18 protein-coding genes and 1 tRNA gene are annotated in these 16,847 nt (G+C 64.4%); 14 read left to right on the plus strand and 5 right to left on the minus strand.

The genetic code is table 11. The annotated features are described in order from the left end of the window. Positions 1–3: 3 nt before the first annotated feature. Positions 4–1,692: a DUF4153 domain-containing protein gene (locus SB4_RS06005; protein WP_058751824.1), complete on the minus strand. Its 1,689-nt coding sequence runs from the start codon at positions 1,690–1,692 to the stop codon at positions 4–6. Between SB4_RS06005 and SB4_RS06010 the strand changes: the two genes are divergently transcribed. The 4 genes from SB4_RS06010 to SB4_RS06025 all read left to right on the plus strand — a co-directional run bounded on the left by SB4_RS06010 (position 1,691) and on the right by SB4_RS06025 (position 5,464). After that, positions 1,691–3,496 carry a DUF885 domain-containing protein gene (locus SB4_RS06010; protein ID WP_058751825.1) on the plus strand — a complete coding sequence of 602 codons (1,806 nt, stop codon included), beginning with the start codon at positions 1,691–1,693 and terminating at the stop codon, positions 3,494–3,496. The two genes, SB4_RS06005 and SB4_RS06010, sit on opposite strands and share 2 nt — an antisense overlap. Positions 3,497–3,596: 100 nt before the next feature. After that, a complete protein-coding gene (locus SB4_RS06015; protein WP_058751826.1) occupies positions 3,597–4,190 on the plus strand; it encodes a hypothetical protein in 594 nt (197 codons plus the stop codon). A gap of 166 nt (positions 4,191–4,356) precedes the next feature. Next, positions 4,357–4,668: a hypothetical protein gene (locus tag SB4_RS06020; protein ID WP_058717046.1), complete on the plus strand. Its 312-nt coding sequence runs from the start codon at positions 4,357–4,359 to the stop codon at positions 4,666–4,668. Positions 4,669–4,774: 106 nt separating this feature from the next. Continuing rightward, a complete protein-coding gene (locus SB4_RS06025) occupies positions 4,775–5,464 on the plus strand; it encodes a hypothetical protein (RefSeq protein ID WP_058751827.1) in 690 nt (229 codons plus the stop codon). On the opposite strand, the gene SB4_RS06030 is transcribed toward SB4_RS06025, so the two are convergent. Beyond that, complete coding sequence (locus SB4_RS06030) at positions 5,461–5,991, minus strand: GNAT family N-acetyltransferase (protein WP_058751828.1); 531 nt, start codon at positions 5,989–5,991, stop codon at positions 5,461–5,463. The two genes, SB4_RS06025 and SB4_RS06030, sit on opposite strands and share 4 nt — an antisense overlap. 94 nt (positions 5,992–6,085) lie before the next feature. Between SB4_RS06030 and dxs the strand changes: the two genes are divergently transcribed. Together dxs and SB4_RS19945 are read left to right on the plus strand one after the other, a co-directional pair. Next, complete coding sequence (gene dxs, locus SB4_RS06035) at positions 6,086–8,011, plus strand: 1-deoxy-D-xylulose-5-phosphate synthase (RefSeq protein WP_058751829.1); 1,926 nt, start codon at positions 6,086–6,088, stop codon at positions 8,009–8,011. Then, complete coding sequence (locus SB4_RS19945) at positions 8,008–8,175, plus strand: hypothetical protein (protein ID WP_193753746.1); 168 nt, start codon at positions 8,008–8,010, stop codon at positions 8,173–8,175. The genes dxs and SB4_RS19945 overlap by 4 nt, the downstream gene beginning before the upstream one ends. 259 nt (positions 8,176–8,434) lie before the next feature. On the opposite strand, the gene SB4_RS06040 is transcribed toward SB4_RS19945, so the two are convergent. Continuing rightward, positions 8,435–9,115 (minus strand): RBBP9/YdeN family alpha/beta hydrolase, encoded by a 681-nt coding sequence (locus SB4_RS06040; protein ID WP_058717042.1) that lies wholly within the window; start codon positions 9,113–9,115, stop codon positions 8,435–8,437. Between the two features lie 140 nt (positions 9,116–9,255). Between SB4_RS06040 and SB4_RS06045 the strand changes: the two genes are divergently transcribed. From SB4_RS06045 to proC, 5 genes are all read left to right on the plus strand, one after another. Continuing rightward, positions 9,256–9,990, plus strand: coding sequence for a TlyA family RNA methyltransferase (locus SB4_RS06045; protein ID WP_058751830.1), 735 nt, complete (start codon positions 9,256–9,258; stop codon positions 9,988–9,990). Between the two features lie 123 nt (positions 9,991–10,113). Further along, a complete protein-coding gene (locus tag SB4_RS06050; protein WP_058751831.1) occupies positions 10,114–10,632 on the plus strand; it encodes a TspO/MBR family protein in 519 nt (172 codons plus the stop codon). Positions 10,633–10,653: 21 nt separating this feature from the next. Further along, on the plus strand, positions 10,654–10,923 hold the full coding sequence (locus tag SB4_RS06055; RefSeq protein ID WP_058751832.1) for an accessory factor UbiK family protein: 270 nt from the start codon (positions 10,654–10,656) through the stop codon (positions 10,921–10,923). 138 nt (positions 10,924–11,061) lie between these two features. After that, on the plus strand, positions 11,062–11,565 hold the full coding sequence (locus SB4_RS06060; protein ID WP_058732623.1) for a type III secretion system chaperone family protein: 504 nt from the start codon (positions 11,062–11,064) through the stop codon (positions 11,563–11,565). Between the two features lies 1 nt (position 11,566). Next, on the plus strand, positions 11,567–12,376 hold the full coding sequence (proC, locus tag SB4_RS06065) for a pyrroline-5-carboxylate reductase (RefSeq protein WP_275044979.1): 810 nt from the start codon (positions 11,567–11,569) through the stop codon (positions 12,374–12,376). 197 nt (positions 12,377–12,573) lie between these two features. On the opposite strand, the gene SB4_RS06070 is transcribed toward proC, so the two are convergent. Then, positions 12,574–13,071, minus strand: coding sequence for a MarR family transcriptional regulator (locus SB4_RS06070; protein ID WP_058717037.1), 498 nt, complete (start codon positions 13,069–13,071; stop codon positions 12,574–12,576). Between the two features lie 57 nt (positions 13,072–13,128). On the opposite strand from SB4_RS06070, the gene SB4_RS06075 reads away from it, so the two are divergent. The 3 genes from SB4_RS06075 to SB4_RS06085 all read left to right on the plus strand — a co-directional run bounded on the left by SB4_RS06075 (position 13,129) and on the right by SB4_RS06085 (position 15,881). Then, positions 13,129–14,226 (plus strand): branched-chain amino acid aminotransferase, encoded by a 1,098-nt coding sequence (locus tag SB4_RS06075; RefSeq protein ID WP_058732622.1) that lies wholly within the window; start codon positions 13,129–13,131, stop codon positions 14,224–14,226. Positions 14,227–14,288: 62 nt separating this feature from the next. Continuing rightward, positions 14,289–14,363 (plus strand) — tRNA-Gln (locus SB4_RS06080). Positions 14,364–14,570: 207 nt separating this feature from the next. Beyond that, positions 14,571–15,881 carry a tyrosine-type recombinase/integrase gene (locus SB4_RS06085; RefSeq protein ID WP_058751833.1) on the plus strand — a complete coding sequence of 437 codons (1,311 nt, stop codon included), beginning with the start codon at positions 14,571–14,573 and terminating at the stop codon, positions 15,879–15,881. A 112-nt stretch (positions 15,882–15,993) separates the two neighbouring features. Here the strand turns inward: SB4_RS06085 and SB4_RS19490 are convergent, their stop codons facing one another. Further along, positions 15,994–16,791, minus strand: a complete 798-nt coding sequence (locus SB4_RS19490; RefSeq protein ID WP_153006093.1) for a hypothetical protein — start codon at positions 16,789–16,791, stop codon at positions 15,994–15,996. Positions 16,792–16,847 lie beyond the last annotated feature (56 nt).

Below are 16,847 nucleotides of genomic sequence, written 5' to 3' on the forward strand. Positions count from 1 at the left end.
GGATCATGACTGGTGCGGCTTCGTCAACGCGGGGGCCGAGGCCTGCGTCCGATAGGGCTCACCGCAGAAATGGGGTTTGGCGGCGGGCTTGCGCTGTCCGACCAGGGCTTCGGCCGCGGACAGGCGGCGGGCATTGCGCCAGCTCCAGCGACGCCAGTCAGCCCGGTCGCGGCGCATATCGGCCATCACATCGCCGATGATGTTGCGGGCCCGATAGCGAAGGACCGGCCCGGATGCGCGCCGTTCGACCTCGATCAGCGGCAGCACCGCGGACGAGCCCAGGCTCTCGAAATAGCACAGGTCGATATCCGCCGCGCTTTTGGCATGGGCCACGTTCCAGCGGGCCGCGATCTCTCCCAGGTCGCTGGCGCATCCGGCGGTCAGCACGGCCCCGGCCGCCAGCGCATTGGCGTTGATCAGCCACCGGACCGAACGCCCGCGCAGCATCCGCCAGACGATCAGCACCAGTCCCAGCGCGACCAAGCCCATCCAGGCGAGCGCGGCGATCCGCCATCCGCTGAGCCCGAAGACCGCGATATAATCGACCGTGCGCAGGATGCTGGAGGCGACGAGGAGCACGTTCTGCGCGACCCACAGGACGATCAGCCGCCGCACCAGCCGATCCCCGGATCGTCCGGCCAGCAGCACGAACCCGCCCGCCAGCAGCGCGGTCACGATCAGCGGATAGGCCCCGCGATGCGCATAATCGGCCAGCGTCACGCCCTGCGGCAACGGCGCGCCGCTCCACAGAAAGGCGAGATCGAGTGCGTTCTGGCCTGCAAAGATCAGGTTGAACGTCAGCAGCGATAATATCAGCGTGTGGCGACCGATTGAGGGAAGGGGGCCCTTGCCGGGCGTCGCCATGAAGCCCTGCGGTAACAAGGTCCTGCGTGGGCGCAGGCTGGACCAGATCATCACGAGAAAGAATAGCGAGAACAGCGTTCTATAAATGATGTCTGACAGGTCGGGAAAGCGGATCGCGGCAAAGGCCCGTTCGATCACCGGATTGGCCTGGGCGAACAGGGTCAGGAACAGCGCGCTGCCCAGTACCGGCAGGACCAGCATGGTCGCCACCGCGACCATGCGCCGTCCCGGTCGGCGGCGACGGGCTCGGGCGAGCCGCCCCGCGTCGCGCAGTGGTACCACCATGCTGCCAAAGCCATGGATGACGAGCCGCCCGGCCCAGCGAAGCGCATCGTCGAACCGGCGTAGCGGCAACAGCGTCGCCATGCCGATCGACGCACCGAACAACAGCCATTTGAGCGGCCCCGGATCATCGACCATCATCACGCCGAATAGCGTCGCGATCGCCACCGCGACGCGCGCGGGGCGGCTGGCGCGGACATCGGCGCGCGTCAGGAGGAGCACGATGGTCCAGGCGAGGGCAAAGCCGCCCAGCGTCCAGCCGGCCTCCTGCCCATAGAAGAGAAACTGCGCCAGCCCGACCAGCACGAAGGTGCCGAGCAGCTTGGTGTGGAAGCTATGGTGTATGGATGTGGTGATGGTCATGCCGAACTCCCTGATGGGGCGGCTATGGGCCGCCGGGGTCCAGATCGACTGGTGTGGGGGCTGGTGATCCGGCGCGCTTTCGGTGCAGAAACCGTGCAGATAGGGCGGGCGGCTTTTCGCCTTGCATCGCAGGATCAGGGGCTTAGCCTTGGCAATCACGTCATAATTGCCGGGATCGTCCATGCAGCGTCGCCAGTTTCTCGCCTCCGCCAGCCTTGCCGCCGTCTCCACCGCTTGGCCGGGTCTGGCCCGCGCGGCGACCGGTTCGCGCGATGCGGAGCTGCGGGCGATGCTCGACCGCTTCTTCTATGCGCGGCTGGAGGACAGTCCCGAACAGGCCACCTCGCTGGGGCTGGATACGGGGCCGCGCGCGCACCTGAAGAGCAGGCTCGGCGATGTGTCGCGAGCAGGCGAGGCCCGCCAATATGCCCGGGCGCGGCAGGAGCTGGCGGCGCTGCGGACCATCCCGCGCGCTTCGCTGGGGGAGGCGGCGCGGCTCGATTACGATATCGTCGGCTATGGGCTCGACCAGGTGATCGCGGGCGAGCGGTTCGCCTATGGGACCAGCGCGGGGCAATATGCGCCTTATGTGCTCAGCCAGTTGTCGGGGGCCTATCGCGATGTCCCCGATTTTCTGTCGAGCCAGCATCAGGTGACGAACGCGGCCGACGCCGACGCCTATGTCGCGCGGGTCGAGGCGTTGGCGACCGCGGTCGATGCGGACACCGAGCGTCAGCGGCAGGATGCCGCCAAGGGCGTGTTCGCACCCGATTATATCCTCGACACCACGCTGAAGCAGCTGGCGGCGGTTCGCGACAAGGCGCCCGAAGCGACCGGGCCCGCCACCGACCTCGCCGCCAAGCTGAAGGCGGCGAACCTGCCGCCCGAGCGGGCGCAGGCCGTCGCCCGGTTGATGGCGGACAAGGTCTTCCCCGCGCTCGACCGGCAACGGGCGCTCGTCACCGAGTTGCGCGGCCGGGCTGTGCATGACGCGGGCGTGTGGCGGCTGCCCGATGGCGAGGCCTATTACACCGCCGCCGCGGCCGCCGCGACGACCACCCAGATGTCGGGCGACGACATCCATCGGCTGGGCCTGGCGCAGGTGGCGGAGATCGGCGCACGGATCGATGCCATCCTGAAGGCGCAGGGCATGGGGCAGGGCAGCGTCGGCGAGCGGCTGGTCGCGCTCAACAAGCGCCCGGACCAGCTGTATCCCAACACCGATGCCGGTCGCGAGGCGCTGCTCGAGCAGTTGCGCGCGCAGGTCGCGGCGATGACCCGCCGCCTGCCCGAACAGTTCGCGGTGCTGCCCAAGGCTCCGGTCGAAATCCGTCGCGTGCCGGAGGCGATCCAGGCGGGTGCACCGGGCGGTTATTACCAGTCCGCCTCGCTCGACGGCTCGCGGCCCGCCATCTACTTCATCAATCTGCGCGATACGTTCGACCGACCCAAATTCGGGTTGGCGACGCTGACCTATCACGAGGCGGTGCCGGGCCACCACCTGCAGGTCATGTCGGCGCTGGAAAGCAACGACATTCCGTTGATCCGCCGGGGTGTCTACTATTCGGGCCATTCGGAAGGGTGGGCGCTCTATTCCGAGCAGCTGGCCGACGAGATGGGCCTGTATGAGGGCAATCCGCTCGGCCAGGTCGGCTATCTGCAATCGCTGCTCTTCCGCGCGACGCGGCTGGTGGTCGATTCCGGGATGCACGCCAAGCGCTGGAGCCGCGAAAAGGCAACCGACTATTTCATCGCCACCACCGGCATCGCGCGCGGTCGCAGCCAAGGGGAGATTGACCGCTATACCGTCTGGCCGGGACAGGCGTGCAGCTACAAGATCGGTCACACCGTCTGGACCCGCCTGCGTGACGAAGCGAAGGCCAAGGCGGGCGCGAAATGGGACCCCAAGGCATTCCACCGCGTCCTGACGCTGGGCGCAATGCCGCTCGACGTGCTGGAGCGGGTGGTGCGCGAGCGGATGGCGTAAGCCCTCCCTTGCTCCGCTTGCAGGGTATGAGTGGAAGGGGGCCTCAGGCTTGGCCAATAGCGGTCCGTGCGGATAGGGTCGGCGGTGGAGGAAGAAGTCTATGAAGCTTTCACGTCGTCTGTCCGCTCTAGCGATGCTTGGCCTGGCGGTTGCGCTATCGCCGAGTGGCGCCAGCGCCGCCGATAAGGACACCCTGCCGCGCAAAGTCGGCGATTGGACGCTGGCGATCAGCGAGGATGGCGACGGGTGTTTCCTGACGCGCATCTATGACCGGCCTGGCGACACGACGCTGCTGCTCGGGCTGGACCGCGACGGGTCGAACCATCTGACCGTGCTGAACGCCAATTGGTCGATCAAGCCGAAGGAGCGGCTGGCCTTGGACTTCCGGCTGACGAGCGGCGGCTATCCCAAACATTTCGCTGTCGGGCTGGCCGCGGACGGCAAGCAGGGCTTCGTCACCAGCTTCGAGCGTGCCTTCCCGACCTATCTCGCCAAGTCTCAGCGGCTGGACATCGCGCGGGGTGATGTGCCGGTCGAACGCCTGTCGCTTGGCGGAAGCGGGGCCGCGATCGCCGCGCTGCGCGACTGTGTGTCGGCCCGAAAGGTCGTTCCCGCCAAGGCGTCGCGTGACCAGGACGGTGCCGATGGCATTCCGCGCGATCCCTTTGCGAAACGCGTGTCACGAAAGCGTTAGATTCTGAACGCGGACTTAACAAAATCGTGAAATCTCCAAGTGTTCGTAAGTATTCGCTCGTCAACGCTTGGTCGAAAAACCGGCACGGTCGAACACAATCGGGATTGTCGAACTTTTCGCACTCGGCTTCGTTGTTGCGGTTGGTTAACGACTGAAAGAAGTGTTTATGTCTGCTTTTGCATCTAAATCCCTGCTCGCCATGGTGACCTTGGCCGGTGCCGTCAGTCTTGGTGGTTGCGCCACGAAGTCCTTCGTGCGCGAGCAGATCGCTCCCGTGAGCCAGCGCGTCGACACGCTCGAACAGCGGCTCCAGCAGACCGACGGCACCGCCAAGCAGGCGCTGGCCGAGGCGCAGGCGGCATCGGGCCAGTCCCAGGCCAATGGCCAGCGGCTGGATCAGCTGACCGGTCGCGTCGATGGCGTCGAACAGCGCCTGACCGTGCAGGAACAGAAGCCCGCGCGTCGCCCCCGCCATTGATCGCAGCATTGATCCTGTCGGTCCTGCGATAGACTGATAAAATACCGTGCCGGTCTTTCCCCTTCATTGGGGAAGGACCGGCCTTTTGCTTGAGTATGATGCTCCGATGAAATTCCTGATGGCGCCGCTGGCCGGTCTTGCCCTGCTTTTCCCCTCGGTCGCCGATGCGCGTCGGGCTGAACCGCCCAAGGCCACCGCGCGCAAGTCGAAGCCTAAGCCCCAGGCGGAGCCCGCCCCCGTGCTGACCCCCTCCGCGTCTGCGCAGCGTGTCATCGACTGGGTGGCGTCCTCGCAGGACAATCGCGGCCTGCCCTGGGCGGTGGTCGACAAGGTCAATGCGACGCTGTTCCTGTTCGCATCCGACGGCAAACAGATGGCGGCGGTGCCGGTCCTGATCGGCATCATGCCGGGCGACGATGCCAGCCCCGGCGTCGGCACCAAGACGCTGGCCTCGCTCGGTCCGGCGGAGAAGACGACGCCCGCCGGGCGCTATCTCGCCAAGTTCGGCCTGCCGGTGGCGGGCGAGCGGGTGCTGTGGGTCGACTATGCGACCTCGGTGGCCTTGCATCCGATCCCAAAGGATGCAGGCGCGCGCGAGAAGCGTCGCGAGCGAATGCTGTCGCCGACGCCCGACGACAATCGCATCACCTTTGGCTGCATCAACGTGCCCCAAGCCTTTTACACATGGCAGTTGCGGCCGACGTTCCGCAAGAAGGGCGGCTATGTCTATATCCTGCCCGACACCAAGCCGATCGACGATGTCTTCCCACGCCTGAGGACGGTGTCCGCCGGTTAAAGGGATTTGCCCATGCGGATCAGCGGCACGCGAACGCCATCGACCGGTGCGGAGTGCACCGATTCGATCGCGGCATAGCCGCACGCGCGGTAAAGCGGCTCGCCCGCCAGCGTCGCCATCATCTCGGCCGAACGAAACCCGGCTTCGCGCGCCGCCGCCTCGCACCGCGCCAGGATCGCGCGGCCCAGCCCCTGCCGGGCGAAATCGGGATCGACATACATGGCCCGGATGCGCGCCGGGTCCGTCGCCGGATCGAGCATCGCCGCGTCGCGCAAGCTATGGCTGTGATCGCCACCATAGAGCGTCGCCCGCGCGCTCCAGCCGCCACAGCCCGCCAGCCTGCCATCTCGTTCGGCCAACAGATAGGTGCCGTGCGCAATGAGCTGCGTGTCCAGGCCCATGACCGCGCGGCTGGCGGTGATCTCGTCGGGGGACAGGAAGCCCTGCTGCAGTACCGCGATGGCGCGTTCCATCAGCGTGGCGATGGCGGGAATGTCGGCGGTCTCGGCCCAGCGATAGGTGAACATGCGGTCTTTTCGGGACAAAATTCCGCATGCGTCAATGACGATACGGTGAATAGTGGCAATCGACACCATCGATTTGCTGGGATAAGCCGGTGGGATGGCAGACATTCCTCAGACCCCGCTGCTCGACACGGTTCAGACTCCCGACGATCTGCGTCGACTGGCCCCCGAACAGCTGCGGCAGCTCGCCGACGAATTGCGGACCGAGACGATCTCGGCCGTCGGCACCACCGGCGGGCACCTAGGCTCCGGCCTGGGTGTGGTCGAACTCACGGTCGCGCTCCACTATGTCTTCAACACGCCCGATGACCGCCTGATCTGGGACGTCGGTCACCAATGCTATCCGCACAAGATCCTGACCGGGCGGCGCGATCGGATTCGCACGATCCGCCAGGGCGGCGGCCTGTCGGGCTTCACGAAGCGGTCGGAAAGCGAATACGACCCCTTCGGCGCGGCGCACAGCTCGACCTCGATCTCGGCAGCACTCGGCTTTGCGATCGCCAACAAGCTGGCGGGGACGCCGGGCAAGGGCATCGCCGTGATCGGCGACGGCGCGATGTCGGCGGGCATGGCCTATGAGGCGATGAACAATGCCGAGCAGGCCGGCAACAAGCTGGTCGTGATCCTGAACGACAATGACATGTCGATCGCCCCGCCGGTGGGCGGTCTGTCCGCATACCTGTCACGCATGGTGTCGAGCCGCGAGTTCCTGGGCGTGCGCGACGTCCTCAAGAAGCTCGCCAAGCGTTTCCCGCGCCCGCTGCAGAAGGCCGCGCAGAAGACCGACGAGTTCGCGCGCGGCATGACCATGGGCGGCACGTTGTTCGAGGAGCTGGGCTTCTACTATGTCGGCCCGATCGACGGCCACAATCTCGATCACCTGATCCCGGTGCTGGAGAATGTCCGCGACGCCGAGGAAGGCCCGATCCTGATCCACGTCGTCACCAAGAAGGGCAAGGGCTATGCCCCGGCCGAGGCGGCGGCGGACAAATATCACGGCGTCCAGAAGTTCGACGTCATCACCGGTGCCCAGGCCAAGGCGCCTCCGGGCCCGCCCGCCTATCAGAACGTCTTCGGCGAGACGCTGGCCAAGGAAGCGGACAGCGATCCTCGCATCTGCGCCATCACCGCCGCGATGCCCTCGGGCACCGGGCTCGATCGGTTCGCGAATGCATATCCGGAGCGCTTCTTCGACGTGGGCATCGCCGAGCAGCATGCGGTGACCTTTGCCGCCGGTCTGGCGGCGCAGGGGATGCGGCCCTTTTGCGCCATCTATTCGACCTTCCTACAGCGCGCCTATGACCAAGTGGTCCATGACGTCGCCATCCAGAACCTGCCGGTCCGCTTCGCGATCGACCGTGCGGGTCTGGTCGGGGCGGACGGGGCGACCCATGCGGGCTCGTTCGACGTCACCTATCTGGCCAGCTTGCCCAATATGGTGGTGATGGCCGCCGCCGACGAGGCTGAGCTGGTCCATATGGTCCATACCTGCGTCAACCATGACAGCGGCCCGATCGCGGTGCGCTATCCGCGTGGCAACGGCGTCGGGGTCGCTCTCCCCGAGACGCCGCAATTGCTGGAGATCGGCAAGGGCCGCGTGGTGCGCGAGGGCAAGAAGGTCGCGATCCTCTCGCTCGGCACTCGCCTGGCCGAGGCTTTGCGCGCTGCCGACACGTTGGAGGCCAAGGGGCTGTCGACCTCGGTCGCCGACCTGCGCTTCGCCAAGCCGCTGGACGAGGCGCTAATCCGGCGGATGCTGACCACGCACGAGGTCGCGGTGACGATCGAGGAGAATGCGATCGGCGGATTCGGCGCGCATGTCCTGACCATGGCGTCGGACGAAGGGTTGATCGATGGCGGGCTGAAGCTGCGCACGATGCGCCTGCCCGATATCTTCCAGGATCAGGACAAGCCAGAGGTGCAATATGCGCAGGCTGGGCTGGATGCGGATGCGATCGTCGAGACGGTGCTGAAGGCGCTGCGCCACAACAGCGCCAATGTCAGCGAGGGTGCGCGCGCGTGATCCGGGGTTGGACCGCGGTCATCGTCTTCACGACGCTGGCCGTGGTCATGATGATCGGCGTGAACGTGCGGATGTGGCGGCGAATGAAGGCCGCCACGGCGGCGGCCAAGGCCGAGGCGGAGCGGGAGGCGATCGAGTCCGATCAAAGCCCTCGTTCCGCTTGAGCAAAGACGAAGGCTACACGCTTACCTAAAACAGAATCTGTTCCCCGGCGAAGGCCGGGGCCCAGTTTCTGCGTGATTGCGATGGCGCCGTGCATTGGCGTGGGAGGCGATGGGCACCTGTTACTGAAGCCTCCCCCTCATTGTTTCTATTCCCTCTCACCTACGCCGCAACTGGGCCCCGGCCTTCGCCGGGGAACACTGATTGATAAGGGTTCCCCTTGGCCTTCGACCTAAGCTCAGGCTGGACGGGGCGAAAAACTCACCGCCCCAGATAATGCGCCTGCGCGGCGTCGGTCGCATTTACCGCCAGCACCGCCCGCGCCTCGCTCGGCGATAGCGGTCCGGACGGCGTCGGCCGGTCCATCCCGCTGGCCGCGATCACCCGACCGAGCAGTTCCTGCCCCTCCTGCCACCAGCCGAGACCGCTGGCGGCATTGATATGCCCCTGCGGCCCTGCATCGACGAAGTGGCTGCCCCAGTCGACCGCCAGGCTGTGCGCGCGCTCGATCGAGATCCAGGGATCATCCTGGCTCGCGACCAGGATCGAGGGGAAGGGGAGCGGCGTGCGCGGGCTGGGGGCGAAGCCCTTCAGCGCCTCGGGCGCGTCCGCGCGGTCGACATCGGCAGGCGCGACCAGCAGGGCGCCCGCGACCGGCCAGCCATAGGGCTGGGGCGACAGTTCCGCCCACCAGGCGACGGCCAGACAGCCCAGCGAATGCGCGGCGAGGATGACGGGGGCCTGTGCCTGCCGGATCGCCTGGTCCAGCCGCGTGACCCAGGCGTTGCGATGCGGCGTCGACCACATGCCGAGTTCGACCCGGATGGTATCGGGACGCGCCTCTTCCCACAAACTCTGCCAGTGCGAGCGGCCTGAGCCTCCCAAGCCAGGTACGGTGAGGACCGTCGGTTTGCGGGCCTCATAGGATGCGAACGAACCCATATGGCATCTCCTCGATTCCGGGCCGGGTCGACTCCCGATCCTTGGTGTGGAATGTATTCCTACTAAAAAGATAGGCAATAGACTTCGCGCCCAATGGATGACGACTTGCGATGGACCGAGCCGGGGGGTAGGGGCGGGGCATGGCCAAGCTGCGTGTCGACCAGATGCTCGTGGACCGCGGACTCGTGGAATCCCGTTCGCGCGCGCAAGCGCTGGTGATGGCGGGCCTGGTCTTTTCGGGCGAGACGAAGATCGCCAAGCCCGGCCAGCAACTGGCCGAGGACGCGAACCTCGACGTGCGCGGGCGCGATCATCCCTGGGTATCGCGCGGCGGCATCAAGCTGGCGCATGGGCTGGAGCATTTCGGCTGGGACGTGACCGACTGCGTCGCGATCGATGTCGGTAGCTCGACCGGCGGCTTTACCGACGTCCTCCTGCAAAAGGGTGCCGCGCGGGTCTATGCGGTCGACAGCGGCACCAACCAGCTCGCCTGGTCGCTGCGCCAGGACCCGCGCGTCATCGTCCATGAACAGACCAGCGCCCGCATTCTGACGGAGGCGCATATCCCCGAGCCGATCGACATCATCGTGTGCGATGCCAGCTTCATCGGTCTGGCCAAGGTGCTGGAACGCCCGCTGAGCTTCGCCAAGCCGGGTGCGCGGCTGCTGGCACTGATCAAGCCGCAGTTCGAGGCGGGGCGCGAAGAGGTCGGCAAGGGCGGCGTGGTGCGCGATCCGGCGGTGCACCAGCGGGTCTGCGATCAGGTCGTCGCGTGGCTGACGACCGGCGGCTGGTCGGTGGCGGGCGTCACGCAGAGCCCGATCACCGGCCCGGAAGGCAATATCGAGTTTTTGGTGGCCGCATCCCGAAATTGAACGGGGCGGCGGTAATAACGTTCACCTTATCCGTTTACGGCCCCGGATCGCTGGGGCAGATCGACGGGCATCATGGCGAAAGAGGAACGAGTGGGTACGATCGCATCGAAGGATCAGTTGCGAATGTCTTTCCTGCGCTGGGCGATCGTCGTCGTGCCGCTGATCCTGCTGCTGGGCTTCGCATCGGGCCGCGTCGTGCCTTCGGGTAGCGAGAATGGCTGGTACATGGCGCTGGCCAAGCCCGAGCTGAACCCGCCGGGCTGGATCTTTCCGGTGGTGTGGACGACGCTCTACATCCTGATCGGCCTGGCGCTGTCGATGATCCTCCACGCGCGCGGCGCCAGGGGACGGGGTGTCGCCATCACCCTGTTCGTGGTCCAGTTCCTGCTCAACCTGTCCTGGACGCCGCTGTTCTTCGGCGCGCACAAGGTGAGCGTAGCGCTGTTCGTGATCGTCGGCATCCTGCTGCTGTCCATCGTCACCACCATCGCCTTCTCGCGCATTCGCAAGGGCGCGGCCTGGCTGATGGTGCCCTATCTGGTGTGGCTGTCCTTTGCCGGTGTGCTCAACTGGCGGATCGATCAACTCAATCCGGGTGCGGAAAAGCTTGTGCCGGGGGCCCAGACCTCCCAAATGCTGTGAAACGATTTTTGGGAATTTGATATGCAGGCCGATAACAAGCTGTTCGACGATTTCGCCAAGGTGATGAACGGCCTGGCTGGAACCGTGGCGGGCATGGGCCGCGAGGCGGAAGCCAGCGCCCGGTCGCGTGCGCGGGAATGGATCGGCGGTCTCGATTTCGTCAGTCGCGAGGAGTTCGAGGTCGCCAAGGCGATGGCGGTGGCCGCTCGCGACGAGGCCGATGCGCTAAAGGCGCGCCTGGACGCGCTGGAGGCACGGCTGGGCGCGATGACCGCCGGGACCGAATCCTGACCGGCATCGCCAATTGGGAACGGCTGCTCGCTCCACGGATGCGGGCAGCTTTCCACAGGAATCGACCTCCCGCTGCTTGCGGTGGACCCCGGAGCGGTGCAACCTGCGTCGGTCTGGGTTTGTTCGCAAGGGCCAGTGATGCTTGAGTCGACCGATCATGAAGCCGATGAATCGGCCCCCATCGATATGCTGGAAGCATATTTCGCCGCGCATGGGTGGGAGCATGAGCGTCACGACGAGGAAATCGTCGCGACGGTAAAGGGCAGTTGGGCGACCTACGAACTGCGCGCCTTGTGGCGCGACGACGACAGCGTCCTGCAATTCCTGGCGTTTCCCGATATAAAGGTGACCGAGGATCGCCGCGCCGGCATCTATGAGACGTTGGCGCTGGTCAACGAACAGCTTTGGATCGGCCATTTCGAGCTGTGGTCGAACAGCGGCATCCTGCTCTATCGCCATGCCGCGATGGTCGATGGCGGCGAGGATGGCACCATCTCGCTTTCCGCAACCGAGTTGCTGGTCGAATCGGCGATCGAGGAATGCGAGCGTTTCTACCCTGTGTTCCAGTTCGTCCTCTGGGGCGGCAAGACCCCGCGCGAAGCGCTGGCCGCCGCGCTGATCGAGACCCAGGGCGAGGCGTAAATTGGCGGGCATCAGCTTTCCCGCCGGACCGATCTGGCTGGTCGGATGTGGCAACATGGCGGGCGCGATGCTCCGCCGCTGGCTGGCCGAGGGACTTGATCCGGCGCAGGTCACCGTCATCACCCGCAGCGGCACCCGCGCGCCCGAAGGCGTCCGCTCGCTGACCGCACTTCCCGTCGACGAGACGCCTGCGATCCTGATGCTGGGCTTCAAGCCGCAGCAGCTGACGGACATCGCGCCGACGCTGGCGCATCTGAACCCGGCCATCTTGCTCTCGATCCTGGCGGGCGTGGAGGAAGAGACGCTTGCCGCCCAAATCCCGGCGGGCGCGGTCGTGCGGATGATGCCCAATCTGCCGGTCGCGATCGGGCAGGGCGTTACCGCTCTTTATACCCGCTCCCCAGACAGCGCCGTCCGTGACGCCGCCGAGGCGCTGGCCCGTCCGCTCGGCCTGGCCCCCTGGGTGGAGGACGAGGCGCGGTTCGACGCCGTTACCGCGCTGGCGGGGTGTGGCCCTGCCTTTGTGTTCCGCTTCATCGATGCGATCGCGCAGGCGGGCATCGGGCTGGGGCTGGCACCCGAACTGGCGCAGCAATTGGCGTTGGCCACCGTGGACGGGGCAGGGGCCATGGCGATTACGGCCGATGCTCCGCCATCCGTGCTGGCGGACCGCGTGGCGAGCCCCGGCGGCTCGACCCGCGAGGGACTGAACGTGCTGGACATGGACGATGCGCTCAAGCGGCTCATGGCCGATACGCTGAAGGCGTCCGAACGGCGTAATCGCGAAATGGCGCAAGCCGCGCGTGGCTGATTTTTAGTTCACGCGAAGCCGCGACGGCGCGAAGAGATTTTTGCGAGCGGAACAGCGATGGATGAGGAGTTAGATTGCTGATGGCAATCTCATCATTTCATCCGCTTGGGGTAAAAGGCCTGGCGGGGCGCTGCTCGTAACATCTCCGCGCCCTCTGCGCCTCCGCGCGAAACCCAAACTTCTTCGCGCGAGCCCTATCACCCGTCGTTGGAGCGCAGATCCTCGATCCGGGCGCGCTCGTTCTCGGGGATGAACCCCTCCAGCACCGTCCAGAACCCCGTCACCGCCTGCTGCCCCGCGCGCGCATAGGCCTTGGACAGTTTCTCGCGCAGGGCGTCGAACAACTCCGCCTCCATCGCGGCCCCAGCCGGGGTCAGCCGCAACAGCCGCTGGCGCCGATCGCGGTCGCCGGGTCGCGTCTCGATCAGGTCGCGCGTCGCCAGTTCGTTGAGCACGCGGCCCAGCGACTGTTTGGTGATCGCCAGCAGCGATAGGAGTTCGCTGACCGTCATGTCGGGCTTGCGGGCCATGAAATAAAGCGCACGGTGATGGGCACGGCCCAGCCCCTGCGCGGCGAGACCGCGATCGATCGAGCGCACGAGATGGCTATTGCCGAAATACAGCAATTCCATACCCCTACGGAGTTCTGGTTCACGGAGAAACTGTGCCGATGCGGACTGGTTCGAGGCAGCCATGTTGACCCGTCTACTCACACGCCCTAGGCCACGGCAACCCAAAACAGAGAGATGATCATGGAAGCGCATCAATCCCTTACGTTTCGGTTCGATCCTTGCCAGACCCCGGTCGAGGCGAGCGAGCGGTCGGCGCGTCTGGTAGACCCCGGTTTCGGGCGCGTTTTCACCGATCACATGGCCCTGATCCGCTATAGCGACGACAAGGGCTGGCATGATGCGCAGATTACCGCACGTGTGCCCTTGAGCATCGATCCGGCCGCCTCGGTCCTGCATTATGCGCAGGAAATCTTCGAGGGCATGAAGGCCTATCGCCTGGCCGATGGCGGCACCGCGCTGTTCCGGCCTGAGGCCAATGCCCGCCGTTTCCAGGATTCGGCGCGTCGCATGGCGATGCCCGAACTGCCCGAGAACCTCTTCCTCGAATCGGTCGAGCGGCTGGTCGAGATCGAGCGTAACTGGATTCCCGAGCAGGATGGCGGCGCGCTGTACCTCCGTCCCTTCATGTTCGCCAGCGAGGTGTTCCTGGGCGTGAAGCCCTCGGCCGAATATCTCTACATGGTCATCGCCTCGTCGGTGGGCGCCTATTTCAAGGGCGGTGCGCCCGCCGTGTCGATCTGGGTGAGCCAGGGCTACACCCGTGCAGCGCCCGGCGGCACCGGCGCGGCCAAGTGCGGCGGCAACTACGCGGCCAGCCTGCTCGCGCAGAAGGAAGCGATCGCCAATGGTTGCGATCAGGTGGTCTTCCTCGACGCGGTCGAGCGCCGCTGGGTCGAGGAACTGGGCGGCATGAACGTCTTCTTCGTGTTCGATGACGGCAGCCTGGTGACGCCGCCGCTGACCGGCACGATCCTGCCCGGCATCACCCGCGATTCGATCCTGACCATCGCCCGCGCCCAAGGCCTGACCGTACGCGAAGAGCCCTATGCCATCGACCAATGGCGCGCCGATGCCGCCAGCGGTCGCCTGGTCGAGGCCTTCGCCTGCGGCACCGCCGCCGTCGTCACCCCGATCGGCAGCGTCGCCGAGCCCGCGGGTCGCTTCACCATCGGTAGCGGCGGCCCCGGCCAGCTGACCACGCGCCTTCGCGAACAGCTCGTGTCGATCCAGCGCGGCCAGGCCCCTGACCCGCACGGCTGGATGCGCCGCCTGGGCTGACATTTCCCCTGTTTTGGGGCTTTTCAAGAACGGCGCGCCGGGTATAAGGCGCGCCTCTCCACTGGGGCGTCGCCAAGCGGTAAGGCAACGGTTTTTGGTACCGTCATACGCAGGTTCGAATCCTGCCGCCCCAGCCACCGCCGATCTCACTGTCCACAAGGCAAGGCACTGAGTTCGCGGCTATATTTCATAAAAAGTGGTAGGACACGGTCGGCCAAATTGGGCCATTTTGGGACACCTATTGTGTCACAAATCCTGTGTCTTCACTGTCTCCGGGCGAGGTTTTGTGTCCGGTTTGTGCCCGGCTCTGTGTCCGATTTGTGGCCTCGCAATGAGGTCGATTCGTGTCAAAGCTCACTGCAACCATTCTTGCTGCCCACTCGGTCGGATCGCTCAGCGATACGCAAACGCCCGGCCTGACGCTCGACGTTACCCCCGGCGGCAAAAAGCTGTGGCGGTTCAAGCGCCGCGTTCCTGCCCGCGATCTTGATGGCCAACCGTCCCGCGACGCCGGGGTGATCGTCAAACAATCGGGCGGCACCTATCCGGCGACGAACCTTCAGGCTGCGCGCCGATGGGCTGGAACGATCAACGCTGAGGTCGAAGCCGGGCGCGATCCGGGGAAGGCGCGCCGTGAGGCCAAGCGGATCGAAATCATGACCGTCACGGCGGCTCACCGTCTTTATATGGTCGCCGTGGGGAAGGGGACTGCGTCGCGTGAGCGGCGAGTTCCCAAGCCCCGCACGGTCAAAGACAAGCTCGCCATTTTCACCCGCGACATCGAGCCCCGGATTGGTGCGAAATCCGTCTACGAGGTGAAGGAGAGCCATTTGGTCGCGATGGTGAAGGCGAAGGCGATGGTCGCGCCTGTCCGCGCCAACCGGTTGATCGCCGAACTCAAGGTCTTCTTCAATTGGTGTTGCTCACTGGACGCCAGCGACAGCATCGCGCTTGAGGTCAATCCCGCGACCCGGCTCCATCAGCTTGCGACCGATGAGACGGTTGACGCGCATGGCAACCGCAAAAATACGCGCACGCTCTCGGATGCAGAGATTGGGTTGTTCTTTCAGGCGCTGGCCGTTGAGCGAGAGACATATCGCAGGGGTTTCGCTCTCATGCTCCTGACCGCGTGCCGCATTCAGGAAATCGCTCAGGCCAAGGCGTCATCTATACGCGATGGCGTCTGGTATCGTGAGGCCAGTGACGTGAAGAACGGTGAGGATCACGCGATCCCCTTGGGAGCATGGGGGCGTGCATTGGCGATCGGCGGATCAGAATGGGTCCTGCCCTGTGAACGCGACGCGAACAAGCCGCAGCGCTACGTCTGGTATAAAGTCCGTGATCGCCTCATCAAGCGCATGACCGAGGCGAATGGCGGTCCTGTCGGGCACTGGAAGCCGCATGACCTTCGGAGGACTGTAAGGTCGAATACCCGGCGATTTGGCATCGACCACCTGACTGCTGAGGCGATGTTGGCCCACAAGCTCCCTGCGGGCGTCGAGCGCATCTATGACCGCCACGACCCCATTGACGATCTGCGGCGTGCCTATGGCGCTTGGGAGGCCCATTTGGCGGCAATCGTTCGGGAGGCCGGTCTAGGTGAGGTCTTCGGCCTTCCGGCCCCTCAAGAGGCGGAGATAGCGGAAGCGGCCTAGTTGTAAGCGGGCCCCGGATTTTGGGGTCCGCTCACAGCCAGAATGACCTTCAAGATGGAGCACCAGTAAATTCAATAAAAATGCACTTCGCATAATGCTCTACGGCGTATTTTTATGAAAGTAGGAAATCAAATCGCTGCCGTAGTAGTGACCACTGGCGATACTCGTTAATGTCCGCTTTGCGACTTTCGACTAACAATGTAAGGTCGTCGTCGTCCAGTGCTATGATGTAACCCCGCCCATCAAGTGCGGTATCTCTGCATCTTTTTTGAAATAAAGCTTTATTTTTAAAATTTCTGCAAACTATAATTCCAAATTCACCGCGACTTCGGCCAAATCGCCCTGAAAGTTGATCAAGCTCGGGGTTTGCAACTTCATTCCCGTAATTCTTGCATTCCACAAATACCTGAGGTGCCATGTAATGCTTCGAAAGCCATGAGAAAAATCCTACCATGGCCATGTTGGTGTATTTTATATCCAACCTTTTCCGTCCATCGTGTATCTCAGGTTGGTAGATTGGATGGTTGAGGTCAGGATAGAATAGGGCGGTTAAAAGTGATTCGATTGCTTTTTCATAGCTGGCTGCCACTTCTGCCCCGGTAGGTAGTGATCGGACAGCCATCAGAAGGCCATCCCAATCCGTCGCAGGGGCTTGCTCAACCCCCTCCAAATCCTCATGGCTTAGGGGCATAAACGGCTGGCCACGTTTGTCACGCTTGTATTCTTCCAAAATACTTGGATACTTGAAAGTCTGCGCGACAACCGCCTTTTTGTCACCCCCATACTTCTCAATAAGGTCTGTTTTGTGAACCTTGGGAGCTTTTTTTACCATTTTAACGAGAGATGACCCAGCCTTTATCTCCTCTTTTTGCATATGCTCAAGAAGATAGTGCCTGTAGTATTCGTTCATATCATACAGAGGAGTTCGGCGGACTATTGCTTTAGGAACTAGGGCTGAGACTCAAT

This window comes from Sphingomonas sanguinis, from assembly GCF_001476905.1.
Taxonomy (GTDB): domain Bacteria; phylum Pseudomonadota; class Alphaproteobacteria; order Sphingomonadales; family Sphingomonadaceae; genus Sphingomonas; species Sphingomonas sanguinis_B.